The sequence below is a fragment of the Kitasatospora sp. MY 5-36 genome (assembly GCF_001182915.1).
GTDB lineage: Bacteria > Actinomycetota > Actinomycetes > Streptomycetales > Streptomycetaceae > Kitasatospora.
On the sequence record NZ_LFVW01000352.1, the window covers coordinates 1 to 12,362 of the forward strand.

At 75.8% G+C, this 12,362-nt stretch carries 13 protein-coding genes; 6 read left to right on the plus strand and 7 right to left on the minus strand.

Features of this window, described 5'->3' with window-relative positions; all coding sequences use genetic code 11:
• Nucleotides 1-280: lasso peptide biosynthesis B2 protein (locus tag AE652_RS22000; RefSeq protein ID WP_049654162.1), on the plus strand; the 280-nt coding region annotated here is incomplete at its 5' end.
• A 55-nt stretch (nucleotides 281-335) separates the two neighbouring features.
• On the opposite strand, the gene AE652_RS22005 is transcribed toward AE652_RS22000, so the two are convergent.
• Nucleotides 336-1,112 (minus strand): MerR family transcriptional regulator, encoded by a 777-nt coding sequence (locus AE652_RS22005; protein WP_049654165.1) that lies wholly within the window; start codon nucleotides 1,110-1,112, stop codon nucleotides 336-338.
• A gap of 4 nt (nucleotides 1,113-1,116) precedes the next feature.
• On the minus strand, nucleotides 1,117-2,241 hold the full coding sequence (locus AE652_RS22010; RefSeq protein ID WP_049654166.1) for a serine hydrolase: 1,125 nt from the start codon (nucleotides 2,239-2,241) through the stop codon (nucleotides 1,117-1,119).
• Between the two features lie 444 nt (nucleotides 2,242-2,685).
• Between AE652_RS22010 and AE652_RS22015 the strand changes: the two genes are divergently transcribed.
• The gene (locus AE652_RS22015) at nucleotides 2,686-3,276 is read left to right on the plus strand and encodes a hypothetical protein (RefSeq protein ID WP_234348478.1); all 591 of its coding nucleotides are present in this window, start codon (nucleotides 2,686-2,688) and stop codon (nucleotides 3,274-3,276) included.
• Between the two features lie 64 nt (nucleotides 3,277-3,340).
• Here the strand turns inward: AE652_RS22015 and AE652_RS22020 are convergent, their stop codons facing one another.
• The 3 genes from AE652_RS22020 to AE652_RS22030 form a co-directional block, all read right to left on the minus strand.
• Nucleotides 3,341-3,973 (minus strand): flavin reductase family protein, encoded by a 633-nt coding sequence (locus AE652_RS22020; RefSeq protein ID WP_049654167.1) that lies wholly within the window; start codon nucleotides 3,971-3,973, stop codon nucleotides 3,341-3,343.
• A gap of 171 nt (nucleotides 3,974-4,144) precedes the next feature.
• Nucleotides 4,145-4,723 carry a carbonic anhydrase gene (locus AE652_RS22025; protein ID WP_049654174.1) on the minus strand — a complete coding sequence of 193 codons (579 nt, stop codon included), beginning with the start codon at nucleotides 4,721-4,723 and terminating at the stop codon, nucleotides 4,145-4,147.
• 235 nt (nucleotides 4,724-4,958) lie between these two features.
• Nucleotides 4,959-6,128, minus strand: coding sequence for a PP2C family protein-serine/threonine phosphatase (locus AE652_RS22030; protein WP_053112178.1), 1,170 nt, complete (start codon nucleotides 6,126-6,128; stop codon nucleotides 4,959-4,961).
• 244 nt (nucleotides 6,129-6,372) lie between these two features.
• Between AE652_RS22030 and AE652_RS45220 the strand changes: the two genes are divergently transcribed.
• On the plus strand, nucleotides 6,373-6,807 hold the full coding sequence (locus AE652_RS45220) for a helix-turn-helix transcriptional regulator (protein ID WP_369808317.1): 435 nt from the start codon (nucleotides 6,373-6,375) through the stop codon (nucleotides 6,805-6,807).
• 5 nt (nucleotides 6,808-6,812) lie between these two features.
• Nucleotides 6,813-7,229: a VOC family protein gene (locus tag AE652_RS22040; protein ID WP_049654179.1), complete on the plus strand. Its 417-nt coding sequence runs from the start codon at nucleotides 6,813-6,815 to the stop codon at nucleotides 7,227-7,229.
• Nucleotides 7,230-7,255: 26 nt separating this feature from the next.
• Here the strand turns inward: AE652_RS22040 and AE652_RS22045 are convergent, their stop codons facing one another.
• On the minus strand, nucleotides 7,256-8,554 hold the full coding sequence (locus tag AE652_RS22045) for an FAD-dependent monooxygenase (RefSeq protein ID WP_049654169.1): 1,299 nt from the start codon (nucleotides 8,552-8,554) through the stop codon (nucleotides 7,256-7,258).
• A 168-nt stretch (nucleotides 8,555-8,722) separates the two neighbouring features.
• On the opposite strand from AE652_RS22045, the gene AE652_RS22050 reads away from it, so the two are divergent.
• Both AE652_RS22050 and AE652_RS22055 read left to right on the plus strand, forming a co-directional pair.
• The gene (locus AE652_RS22050) at nucleotides 8,723-9,115 is read left to right on the plus strand and encodes a RidA family protein (protein ID WP_049654170.1); all 393 of its coding nucleotides are present in this window, start codon (nucleotides 8,723-8,725) and stop codon (nucleotides 9,113-9,115) included.
• A 177-nt stretch (nucleotides 9,116-9,292) separates the two neighbouring features.
• The gene (locus AE652_RS22055) at nucleotides 9,293-11,500 is read left to right on the plus strand and encodes an MMPL family transporter (protein ID WP_049654172.1); all 2,208 of its coding nucleotides are present in this window, start codon (nucleotides 9,293-9,295) and stop codon (nucleotides 11,498-11,500) included.
• Between the two features lie 108 nt (nucleotides 11,501-11,608).
• Here AE652_RS22055 and AE652_RS22060 read toward each other — a convergent pair.
• The coding region (locus tag AE652_RS22060) for a hypothetical protein (RefSeq protein WP_049654181.1) at nucleotides 11,609-12,362 on the minus strand (754 nt) is incomplete at its 5' end.

Consider the following 12,362-nt stretch of genomic DNA (forward strand, 5'->3'; position numbering starts at 1 on the left):
CCGGCCCGCCGACCGCGCCGAGGCCCTCGCCGCCCGGCAGGCCGTGGTCGCCCTCAGCATGCGCTGCGCCGGCCAGGGCTGCCTCCAACGCTCCATCGCCGCAGCCCTGTTGTGCCGCACCCGGGGCGCCTGGCCGACCTGGCGCACCGGCGTGCGCACCGCCCCGTTCCGCGCCCACGCCTGGATCGAGGCCGAGGGCGGCCCCGTCGACGAGCCCGCCGAACTCGCCCACTTCCACCCGCTGATCACCATCGCCCCGGAGCCCCGGCCGGGCTGGTGACCGGCGGAGGGCCGCGCGGGAAGTCGGCCCGGCTTCCCGCGGGCGGCAGGGGGCGCTACCGGTGCGGGGACGGGACGCCGGCGGCGCGCAGCCGGGCCTCGGTGAGCGCGGTCAGCCGGGCCGAGACCGGGGCCTGGTCGTCGCGGTGGCGGTCGATCAGCCGGTACTGGGTGGCGGCCCTGGCCCAGGCGCGCAGGCCGGCCGGGTCGCCCAGCAGGGCGGGGTTGGCGAGGTAGTGGTCGGCCATGGCGGCGGCGAGCTCCTCGACCCTCGGATCGTCCGGCTCCCAGGCCTCGGCCTCCTGGCCGCGTCTGGTCAGTTCGACGAACCCCGGGTCGTCCAGGCGCAGTTCGAGCTGGGCGAGGAGGCCGTCGAAGCCCTCCGGCACCAGCGCCCGCGCCAGCACCAGGGCCTCGCGCTGCGCCGCCACGTAGTCGGGGCCGAAGCCGAGCCCGGGCATCCGCTCCAGGGCCGCGCAGGCGCGGTCGGGCAGCAGGGCCCGGTCGCCGTCGGCGAGCCGGTGCAGGGTGTCGCGGCGCGCGGTCAGTTCCGTGATCCGCTCGGTCAGGCGCCGCTCCACGTCGGCGAGGGCGGTGGCGAACCGCTCGCCGTCGGCGTCGAGCAGCGGCCCGACCTCCGCCAGCGGCACCCCGGCGGCGGCCAGCGTCCGGACCTGCACCAGCCGCAGCAATTCGCCCGACCCGTACCGCCGGTAGCCGGAGGCGTCGCGCAGCGGCTCCTCGACCAGCCCCTGCCGGTGGTAGTGCCGCACCGTCTTCACCGTGACGCCGACGTACGCGGCCGCCTGCCCGATCGTGACTCCGTTTGCCATCCGTTCAGCCTGCCGTACGACCGGATGCCGTGGGGCCGGGCCCGGTGCCGAACACCTCGTCGACGAGCCGTCGCTGGGCGCTCTGGAACGCCGCGGCGACGGACACGTCGGCGTCGTCCACGTAGGTCAGCCCGGCGGTCAGGGTGGTGCCGCCGTCCGGCGAGCCGTACATCAGCGCGGCCGAGCCGATGGTGGCGCCGTTGTGGTGGAAGACGGTGCCCGTGTCCGTGGCCTGGGCGAAGATCCCCAGCCCGTAGCCGACCGTCGCCTCCGGCGCGCGCATCTCGGCCAGCAGGCCGGGCGGCAGCAGCCGGCCGCCCATCAGCGCGGAGAAGTACACGTGCAGGTCCCGGGTGGTCGAGATCATGTCGCCGCCGCCCGAGACCCAGGACGGGTTGTGCCGGGTGACGTCGACCGTCCGCTCCCGCCCGGCGTCCTCGTAGCGGTAGTAGCTGCGGCCGTGCGGCTCGGGCACCTCCGGCGAGGCGCCCGGGGCCACCGTCCCGGTCAGCCCCAGCGGCTCCAGGACCAGCCGCCGCAGCTCCTCGGCGAACGGCCGGCCGGTGACCCGTTCGACCACCAGCCGGGCCAGCACGTAGTTGGTGTTGGCGTAGCTCCAGCGCGCCCCCGGCGCGAACCGCGCCGGCCGGGACAGCGACAGCCGCACCAACTCCTCGGGCCGGTAGGTGCGGAAGCGGTCCTCCACCCACTCCCGGCCCCGCCACGGGACCCCCGGCACGAACGTCCCGTCCTCCTCCAGCTCGCCGGTGTGGTTGAAGATCCCGCTGGTGTGCTGGAGCAGCATCCGCACCGTGATCCGCCGGTCCAGCCCGAACCCGGGCAGGTGGTCGCCGGCCGGGTCGTCCAGGGCCAGCCGGCCCTCGGCCACCAGCATCAGCACCGAGGTCGCGATGAAGCTCTTGGTGACGCTGCCGACGCGGAAGTGCCCGTCGGCCGGCGGCCTCTCCTCGCGGCCCAGCTCGCGGGACCCGGCGGTGCCGACCCACTCGCCGTGCGCGTCGTTCACCCGCACCTGCACGCCGAGGAAACCGGATCCGGCGATCTCCTCGACCGCCCGTCGCAGCTCCGGGCGGTCCGGGCCGTGGGCGGAGTGGTGGGTGGTGGACATGCTGCCCCCTCGTATCGCGGGGCCCGCGTCGTCGTCGGGCCCGATGCGAGGAGCCTCCACCCTGACCCAAGGTCAACCTCAACCGTGTTCCGGCTCACAGGCGCGGCCTCCCCACGCGAGGCGGGAGGCGCGGGAGGCGGGGCGCGGCGCCGGGTGGGGTGGACTGGGGGGCCCGGAGGCCGGGGCCGCCGTCGGCACGATCGGGAAGGCGGCGGCCCCGGCCCCGGTACGGGTTTCCGTACGGGCGGGGCATCGACCGCGGGGTTGCCCGTACGGCTGCGGTCGGCACCCATTCCACGACTTCAACAGGACTTGAAGTCAAGCCCCGCCCGAGGCGAGGCCCCGCCCGAGGGTGCCGCTCCGGGGCCGGGTAGCCTCGCTCCCGGCGGGGGCCCGCGGGGGACGGACACGTACACAACGGACAAGACGGACAGGGGCGGGCGGATGACGGAGCAGCACACGTACTGGCGGGCGTCGGACGGTTCGGCGGTCAGCGCCAGCCAGGCGCACATCGTGTGGACCAGGGCGGCCTACCCGGCCCTGGTGGAGGTGGCGCGCCGCTACCACGCGGTGATCAGCTACCCGGACCTGGCCGAGGCGGTGCAGGAGGCCTCGGGGGTGCGCACCCGGATCAACCAGCGGCACTGGATAGGCAAGGTGCTGGCCCTGGTGATCCGTGAGGCGCACCGGCGCGGCGACCCACCGCTGACGGCCCTGGTGGTGCACGCCACCGACGGCAAGGTCGGGCCCGGCTACCAGGAGGTGCTGGCGGTGGCCGGACAGCCGCCGGTGGCCGCCGAGATGGACCGCGAGCAGCACGCGGCCGCCGCCCGCCTGGCCTGCTACCGGCACTTCGCCGCCGACCTGCCCGCCGACGGCGGCACGCCCGCCCTGGCCCCGCGCCTGCGGGCCTCGGTGGAGCGCAAGGCCGCCGTCGCCGCGCCGCCGCGCCCGCCGGCGATCTGTCCGAGCTGCTTCCTGGAGCTGCCCGCGACGCGGGTGTGCGACTCCTGCGGGGCGACCGTCGCGCCCTGAGCACCACCGGTGAGCGGACGTCCCGGGCGGACGTCCCGGGCGGAGGCCCCGGGCGGACGCCACGTCACACGGCGGCGGGCAGCCGCCCGGGCATCTGCCAGCCCTCGGCGAGGCGGGAGGGGGCCAGGCGCCGCCCGTCGCCGAAGAACTCGCAGAACTTCATGATCAGCGGGTCCCAGCCGACCGGGTCGACGTAGTGGTCGCTGCCGGGTACCAGCAGGCTCTCCTCGACGTGGGCGCGCACCACCGTCACCTCGAAGGCGGTGCGCCCGCCGCCCGCCAGCGCCGTCGCCGACTCCACCCGGCACTCCAGCTGCACCGGGCACTCGGCGGCGCGCGGCGCCCGCACCAGCTCGCCGGGCACCTCGGTCAGCCCGGCGGCCTCGAACTTGCGCCGCTCGTGGCGGTAGCCCTGCCGCAGCCGGTACTCGGCGATCCGCGGCTTGGCGGTCAGCAGCGCGAGGGCGTCCACCGCGTCCACCTGCGCGGAGGACGCCAGGTTGAGCACGCACTCGCCCTCGCGCCGCAGGTTCTCGGCGGTCTGCGAGCTGTCGCCCAGGCCGAGCACGCACGACTGCCCCAGCCACCAGGCCGAGGACATCGGCATGAGGTTGGCGCTGCCGTCCTCGTTGCGCGAGCCGATCAGCACCACGGGGGTGCCGAAGTACAGGACCTTGAGATCGATGGCCTTGTGCACGGGAGCCTGCCGTCCTCGGGAAATGGGGAATCGTTGCCGGTCACCGACTCTGCCGCCGCCCGGACGGGGGCGCTGGCGGTGATCGGACATCGAGTTCCGGAGGATGCGACTCCGGTTTCCCGAGGACGGCGTCCCCGTCCCGGCGACGGGCGGGACGCGGCCGGCCCGCCGTCAGCCCACCGGCCCCCGGGCGGAGACCAGCCGGGCCCGGCCGTCGCGCAGCCGGTAGGACAGGCCCACCACGGCCACCTTCCCCTCGGCGATCCGCGCCGCCAGCGCCTGCGAGCGCTCCACCAGCAGGTCCACGGTCTGGCGGATGTGCTCGTCCACGATCCCGTCCCGGTCCTCGATGCCCGCCGCCCTGGCGGACAGCACGCTCGGGGTCACCCGCTCCACCACGTCCCGGACGAAACCGCCCGGCAGCTGCCCCTGCTCCAGGGAGTCCAGCGCCGCCGCCACCGCACCGCAGGAGTCGTGCCCCAGCACCACCACCAGCGGGCAGTCCAGCACGCTCACCCCGTACTCGATGCTGCCCAGCGCCTCCGCGCCGGTGACGTGCCCGGCGGTGCGCACCACGAAGAGGTCGCCCAGGCCCTGGTCGAAGATGATCTCGGCGGCCAGCCGGGAGTCCGAGCAGCCGAACAGCACCGCGAAGGGCCGCTGCGCCGGGGCGAGCGCCGCGCGGCGCCCGGCGTCCTGGTTGGGGTGCTCGGGGTTGCCCGCCACGAACCGGGCGTTGCCCTGCATCATCACCCGCAGCGCCTGGGCGGGGTCGGTCAGGAAGTCGTCCGTCGGACCGTCGAGCCGGGTGGGCTCGGGGCTGGGTATCGGTGTGGGGATCATGCCTGCACCCTAGATCGCCGCAGGTGGAGCCCGCAGCCGGGGGTCAAGGGCCGGACGGCCCCATGGACGGTCCCGAACGGCCCCGTACGGCCGTGTACAGCCCCGTACGGCCCTGTTCGGCCCGTCCCGGGCGGCTACCGGGCTACCGGGCCGGCGGTTCCGGGGCGGGGCGCAGGGCGAGGACGGTGACGTCGTCGCGGCTGCTCCCGCCGCTCCAGCGCCGGGCCCGCCGGTCCAGGGCCTCGGGCAGGGTGTCGGCGGGGACGGCGGCGAGGTCGGCCAGGCCCCGTTCGACCGGGTAGAACGCGCCGGAGGCGTCCTGGGCCTCGGTGATGCCGTCGGTGAGCAGCACCAGCACCCCGTCCCCGGGCAGCGTGAAACGCCGCTCGGGGCGCGGTTCGCCGGTGGCGGCCAGGGCGGCGAGGCCGAGCGGGAGCCCGGCGTCCAGGGGGACGGGCTCCACCCGGCCGTCGGGGCGCAGCAGGTAGGGGGAGAGGTGGCCGCAGTTGACGGCCCGCACCTCGGTGGCGCGGCCCCCGTCGTCGGTGCCCTCGTCGTCGGTGCCCCCGTCGTTGCTGTCCGGGGCGCGGACGCAGAGCACGGTGGCCGTGACGAACCGTTCCTGCTCGCCGCTCTGCTCCGCGTAGGCGTTGTGCCGCTCCACCGCCGCCTCCAGGGCGTCGGCGACGGCGGTCAGCCGCGGCTCGCGGAAGGCCGCCTCCCGGAAGGCGCTCAGCACCGCGAAGCCCGTCCCGATCGCGAGCAGGCCCTTGCCCTGGACGTCGCCGACCAGCACCCGGGTGCCGTGCGGGGTGTCGGCGACGTCGTACAGGTCGCCGCCGACCATGGCGTCCTGCTCCAGCGGCCGGTACAGCCCGTCCAGGCGCACGTCCGGGGTGGTGACGGGCAGCGGGCGCAGCAGCTGGCGCTGGAGGGCGACGGCGACCTGCCGCATCCGCGACAGCTGCCGCTCGCGCCGCACCCGCCGCGCGCACAGGCCGATCACGGCGGCCTCGGCGGCGACCACGCCCAGCAGGGTGCCCAGGCGGGCCGGCAGGTCCCCGGGCGGGAACAGCACCGAGTGGGCCACCACCACGGCGGTCACCCACACCGAGGCCGCCACCGTCTGGGCCACGGTGCCCAGGCCCGCCAGCAGCGCGGGCAGGAACACCAGCAGCAGCACCAGGCGGGCACTGGTGCCGCTGACCGCCTGGACGAGCAGCACGGCGACGGTCGCGGCCAGCACACCGAGCACCACCGCCCGGTTGCCGGGCGCGCGCGGGGCGGTGGGCTGCTCGTCCTCGCCGTCCACCCCTGTCGCCCTCTCCGCCGTCCGGCCCCCGCTCCAGGGTGGTCGGCGCGGCGGGGCGGGCGCGAGCGGGCTGCGCCGGGCGGGGGACGGGGTGGACGGATCGGCCGGACGCCGTCTGTCGGTGGCAGTCGGTACGGTGGCCGGTGTGTCGTCCCCGTCCTCGTCCCCGTCTTCTACCTCGTCCCCGCCCGCGGGCCGCGTGCCGCTCGACGACCTCGTGCGGCTGCGCCGGGCCCGGGACCGGATGGACCGCGAGTACGCGCAGCCGCTGGACGTGCCGGCGCTGGCCCGCACCGCGCTGATGTCCTCCGGCCACTTCTCGCGCAGCTTCCGCGCCGCCTACGGCGAGACCCCGTACACCTACCTCATGACCCGCCGGATCGAACGGGCCAAGGCGCTGCTGCGGCGCGGGGACCTGAGCGTGACCGAGGTCTGCATGGCGGTGGGCTGCACCTCGCTGGGCTCCTTCAGCACCCGCTTCACCGAGCTGGTCGGGCAGAGCCCCAGCGCCTACCGGGCCCGCGACCACGAGCAGGGCGCGGCGATCCCGGCCTGCGTCGCCAAGATCGGCACCCGCCCGGTGCGGCGCGCGGAGGCCAAGGAGGCCAAGGAGGCCAAGGAGGCCAAGGGGGCGAAGGGGAACGGGAGCGACGGCGGCCCCGGTGCTCCCGTAGCGTGACGGGCATGAGCATCGAACTCGCGCAGTGCTTCATCGCCGTCGACGACCACGACCGGGCGCTCGCCTTCTACCGCGACGTCCTCGGCTTCGAAGTGCGCAACGACGTCGGCTTCGAGGGCATGCGCTGGGTCACCGTCGGCTCGCCCGACCAGCCCGGCGTGGAGATCGTCCTGGAGCCCCCGCTGGCCGACCCGCACGCCTCCGAGGCCGACCGCCGGGCCGCCGCCGAACTCCTCGCCAAGGGCCTGCTGCGCGGCGTCATCTTCCGCACCGACGACTGCGACGCCACCTTCGAGCGCATCCGGGCGGCCGGCGCCGAGGTCCTCCAGGAGCCGATGGACCAGCCCTACGGGGTGCGCGACTGCGCCTTCCGCGACCCGTCGGGCAACATGCTGCGCTTCAACCAGCCGCGCACGGCGTAGCCGGGCGGGGGCGTGCGGCCTGAGGCTCAGGCGGTCCGGGCGGGCAGCGTGCGATCGGGCAGCGGGTAGTCGGGCAGGGCGATGTCACCGGCCTTGGCGAACTGGGCGGCCAGCACGGGGCGCAGCGGCCAGCGGCCCATCCAGCGCATGGAGGCGGCACGCAGGCGGATCGCCAGGGCGCTGTCCGGGGCGTAGCCGCCCAGGCCGCCGGGCGGCAGCTCCTGGGCCCGGGTGGCGTAGGGGCGCATCAGCTCCTCGTAGCGGGCGAAGGCGGTACGGAAGTCGCCTGCGGCGGCGGCGAGTTCACCGGCCAGCAGGTAGGCGCCGACCAGGGCGAGGCTGGTGCCGAGGCCGGTCAGGGGGCTCGGGCTGTACCCGGCGTCGCCGAGCAGGGCGACGCGGCCGCGGCTGTAGTGGTCGAGGTGGACCTGGCCGAAGGTGTCGAAGGCGAAGTCCCCGGCGGTGCGCATCCCGGCGAGCAGCCGGTCCACCTCCCAGCCGGCTCCGGCGAAGCGCTCGGCGAGCAGGCGCCGCTGGGCGGCGGTGTCGCGGCGGTCGTACGCCGCGGGCGCGCGGCGCAGGCCGAGGGAGGCCTTGACCTCGCCGGGCAGCCGGCCGGGGCGGGCGCCGGCGACCAGGCCGCCGGGGGCGTTGTACATCAGGAACCAGCCGTCGAGCTCGCGGGCGAGGGCGGGGTCGTGGACGGTGAACCAGGCGTGGCAGCCGCCGAGCGGCCGGTAGTGGGCGCCTTCGGTGCCGTCTGTGCCGTCGCCGTCGCCGTTGCCGGGGCGGAAGGCGAGGCGGCGGACGGCGGAGTGCAGCCCGTCCGCGCCGACGACCAGGGCGAAGCGGCGGGCGGGGGCGTTCTCGAAGGTGACGGTGACGCCCCCGGCGTCCTGGTCGAGCGCGGTGACGGTGTCGTCCCAGAGGTACTCGACGCCGTCGGTGGCCTCGCGCAGCAGGTCGGCGAGGTCGCCGCGGAGGATCTCGATCTCGGAGACGATGCCCTCGCCGTCGAACAGCCCGACGGGTATCCGGGCGGTGGCCCGCCCGCGCCGGTCGACCAGGGCGATGCCGTGCTGCTCGACGCGCAGCGCGCGGGCCCGCTCCATCAGCCCCATCCGCTCGATCACGGTGCGCCCGGCGCCGCGCAGGTCGACGGCCTGCCCGCCGGGGCGCGGGCCGGCGGCGCGCTCGACGACGGTGGGGGTGAAGCCGTGGCGGCGCAGCCAGTAGGCGAGGGCGGGGCCGGCGATCCCGGCGCCGGAGACGAGGACGTCGGTGGCGGGGGCATCGGTGCCCGTCGGGTGGTCCAGGTGTTCCATGCCGCCGAATGTACGCCGTACGCGTCGGCGCCAACAAGCCTTGCCGTGGGGCTATTTGAGACTGGTGCACTAGTGCGGTGAGGTGCTCCGGGGCAGGTCCGGCGGCGCGCGGGGGCGTTCGTGCGGGCAGACGGCCCGACGGGTGCACTAGTGCGGCACCATGGTGCGATGGAGAGCACTCGACAGACAGTCAGTTCCGGCTCGCCCCTCGAACCGCGGATCGGCTTCTCCCGCGCCGTGCGCAAGGGCAACCACGTCGCGGTCGCGGGCACCGCCCCGATCAGCGAGGAGGGCACGACGGTCGGCCAGGGCGACGTCTACGCCCAGACCGTCCGCTGCCTGGACATCGCCGAGGCCGCCCTGCGGGAGGCGGGCGCCACCCTCACGGACGTCGTACGGACCCGCGTCATGCTCACCGACATGAGCCAGTGGCGGGAGGCCGCGCGCGCCCACGGCGAGCGCTTCGCGCAGATCCGCCCGGTCACCACCTTCGTGGAGGTGTCGCGCTTCATCGACGAGCGCTGGCTGGTGGAGGTCGAGGTGGACGCGGTGATCGGCTAGCCGGCGGGGGGCGGCCGGCGGGCCGGGGCGGCCGGGGCCGGGGCCGAGGTCGTCGGGGTAGGGGCGGCCGGGGCGGAATGAAAGGCGGGACGGGTGCTGTTGTCGCTGGTCGAGATACCCCCACCCGTATTTTTTCGGGCCTCCGGACCTCCCCGGCGCCCGAGAACGGAGCACCACGTGAACCGCCCCGCCGAAGCCGTACGGCCCGCCGCCCCGCCCCCCGACGCCCCCGGCAGCGGCGGCGCCCCCGAGAACGGCCGACCCGGGCCGCTCGGCCGCCTCGGGGTGTGGTCGACCCGGCACTTCAAGGCCGTCCTGGTCGGCTGGCTGATCGTCGTCATCGGCCTCGGCGCCTTCGCCCCCAAGGTCACCAGCGCGCTGTCCGGCGCCGGCTGGCAGGCCGACGGCTCCCAGTCCGTCCAGGTCCGCGAACTCGCCGAGCAGCACTTCGCCGGCAACGCCTCCTCCGCGATCCAGATCGTCGTCGCCGCCGACCGCCCCGTCACCGACCCGGCCGTCCAGAAGGTGATCACCGAGGCGCACGACCTCGCCGCCGCCGACCCGCGGGTGTCCACCGTCCTCACGCCCCAGCCCGGCGCCACCATCAGCCCCGACGGCCGCACCGCCGTCCTGCTCGCCGGCGCCGCCGCCTCGCCCGACGACATGGTCCGCGCCGCCGACGACCTCAAGGGACCGCTCGGCGCCCTGTCCACGGACGGCGTCAGCGTCCACGCCACCGGCGCCTCCGTCCTGTGGAGCGACTTCAACAAGGCCAACCACGACGCCATGATGAAGTCCGAGGTCATGTCCTGGCCGGTCACCCTCGCCATCCTGGTACTCGCCTTCGGCTCCCTCGTCGCCGCCGGACTGCCCCTGCTGCTCACCATGGCCGGCCTCGCCGCCTCGGCCGGCTCCCTCGTCCTGATCAGCCACCTCTTCCCGGTGTCCGTCTGGGCGATGAACTTCGCCATGATGTTCGCCCTGGCCCTCGGGATCGACTACGCGCTCTTCCTCGTCATGCGCTTCCGCGCCGTCCGCCGGGCCGACGGCCGTTCCGCCGGCCGTTCCGACGAGGGAGCCGTGCGCGCCGTCGCCGAGACCATGGACACCGCCGGCAAGGCCGTCCTGCTCTCCGGCGCCACCGTCCTGGTCAGCCTCTCCGCCGTGATGCTCGTCCCCTCCCCGGCGTTCCGCTCGATGGCCGGCGGCATCATGCTCGCCGTCCTGTTCGTCCTCGCCGCCACCCTCACCCTGCTGCCCGCCGTCCTCGGCCGCCTCGGCCACCGCGTCGACGCCCTCTCCCTGCCCTGGACCAAGTCCCCCCCACCCGCCTCCCCGCGCTTCGCCGCCTGGGGCGAACGCCTCTGGAAGCACCCGCTGCGCTACGGCGCCCTCGCCCTCGCCGCGCTGATCGCCCTCGCCGCCCCCGTCATCGGACTGCGCACCGCGATGCCGTCCATCACCGTCCTGCCCGAGGACGCCAGCGCCCGCGCCGGCTACACCGCCGTCCAGCAGGCCTTCGGCCCCGGCGCCCCCGGCACCCTGCAGATCCTCACCCCCACCGACCGCGCCGCCGAGGTCGCCGCCCGGGTCGCCACCACCCCCGGAATCGCCGCCGCCATGCCCGCCCAGGCCGCCGCCGACGGGTCCGGCTGGTCGATGATCCAGGCCGTGCCCACCGTCGACCCCTCCAGCCCCGACCTCTCCGGCACCGTCCACACCCTGCGCGCCGAACTGCCCGCCGACACCATGGTCGGCGGCGCCGCCGTCGAGAACCTCGACCTGCAGCACCTGCTCACCGAGAAGACCCCGCTGGTCATCGGCGTCGTCATGGCCCTCGGCTTCCTGCTGCTGCTCGCCGCCCTGCGCGCCCCGCTGATCGCCGCCCTCGGCACCGCCGCCAGCCTGCTGTCCACCGGAGCCGCCTTCGGCGTCGCCCGCCTGGTCTTCCAGGACGGCCACGGAGCCGGCCTGCTGGGCTTCACCCCGCAGGGCTTCCTGGACGGCTGGGCACCGGTGTTCTTCTTCGCGATGATCTTCGCCATCGCGATGGACTACACCGTCTTCCTCCTCGCCTCCGCCAAGGAGCACTACGAACGCACCGGCGACCCCAAGGCCGCCATGACCGGGGCCCTGGCCCACTCCGGCCGGGTCGTCTTCGCCGCCGCCGGCGTCATGGTCGCGGTGTTCTTCACCTTCGCCCTGTCCGGCCCGCTCCCGCCCAAGGAGATGGGCATCGTCCTCGGCACCGCCGTCCTCCTCGACGCCGCCCTGGTCCGCCTCGTCCTGCTCCCCGTCCTGCTGTGCCTGACCGGGCACGCCGCCTGGCACACCCCCCGCTGGCTGGACCGGGTACTGCCGCGGATCACCTTCTCGCACGGCTGACGGCCCGCCCGCCCCCGCGCGCCCCTGCCCCCGGCGCACTGCCGGGGGCAGGGGCCGACCGTTGCCGCCACCGGGTACCCGCTTCGCACCGCCGGTCCGGCGTCAGGCTCAGGGCGTGGGCGTGGGCGTGGGCGTGGGGCCGGTGGTCGGGGCGGGGGCGGTCAGGGCGTGGAGCAGGTCCTCGCCGAGGGTGAGGCCGGTGGCGGAGTGGTCGGGCAGCCCGTAGTCGCCGTACCAGTCGGCCGGGGCTTCGGGGTGCGGGCCGCTGACCGCGACCCGGCCCCGGCCGTACGGGGCGACGGCGGCGGCGGTGCGGCCGTTGGGGTAGCGGGCGAGGACGTCCGTGCCCGGGCCGTCGACGTCGAAGTACGGGCCGTCCTGGAAGTACATCCGCTGCGGGCGGCCGCGCCACAGGACGTCGACCAGGCCGTCCTGTTCGTCGGTGACGGTGGCGTCCGGGGAGCGGATGTACTCGCCGGAGTCGCCGGGCAGGAGGTCGAAGCCGGGGTCGCCGGCCAGGTAGCCGCCCATGCACAGCCCCAGGTAGCGGCCGCCGCCGCGCACGTAGGCGCGCACCAGGTCCGGGGAGAAGCCCGGTTCGCGGGCCAGCAGGTCCCACGCGGTGCCCACCTCCTGCCCGTTGGTGCCGCCCGGCTGCACGTACACCGCCGCGTCGGCCAGCGCCGCCGGGCCGAACCGCACCCGTTCCCGGGGCCCGATGAACCGCACCGCGAACCCGGCCCGCTCCAGCAGCCCCCGCGCCGCCTCCGGGCACCCGTCGCAGGCGGCCGGCCCCCGGTACACCAGCGCCGTCGGCCGCTCCTCGCCCCGTTGCGGCAGGGACCTCTCCGCCGGCTCGCCG

What these genes read in the sequence shown, in the direction of transcription:
- AE652_RS22010 (WP_049654166.1), bottom strand. Translation starts at nt 2,241, where the DNA reads ATGTCCACCACCCACCACTCCGCCCACGGCCCGGACCGCCCGGAGCTG.
- AE652_RS45220 (WP_369808317.1), top strand. Translation starts at nt 6,373, where the DNA reads ATGGACCGCGAGTACGCGCAGCCGCTGGACGTGCCGGCGCTGGCCCGC.
- AE652_RS22050 (WP_049654170.1), top strand. Translation starts at nt 8,723, where the DNA reads ATGGAGAGCACTCGACAGACAGTCAGTTCCGGCTCGCCCCTCGAACCG.
- AE652_RS22005 (WP_049654165.1), bottom strand. Translation starts at nt 1,112, where the DNA reads ATGGCAAACGGAGTCACGATCGGGCAGGCGGCCGCGTACGTCGGCGTC.
- AE652_RS22015 (WP_234348478.1), top strand. Translation starts at nt 2,686, where the DNA reads ATGACGGAGCAGCACACGTACTGGCGGGCGTCGGACGGTTCGGCGGTC.
- AE652_RS22025 (WP_049654174.1), bottom strand. Translation starts at nt 4,723, where the DNA reads ATGATGCAGGGCAACGCCCGGTTCGTGGCGGGCAACCCCGAGCACCCC.
- AE652_RS22045 (WP_049654169.1), bottom strand. Translation starts at nt 8,554, where the DNA reads ATGGAACACCTGGACCACCCGACGGGCACCGATGCCCCCGCCACCGAC.
- AE652_RS22040 (WP_049654179.1), top strand. Translation starts at nt 6,813, where the DNA reads ATGAGCATCGAACTCGCGCAGTGCTTCATCGCCGTCGACGACCACGAC.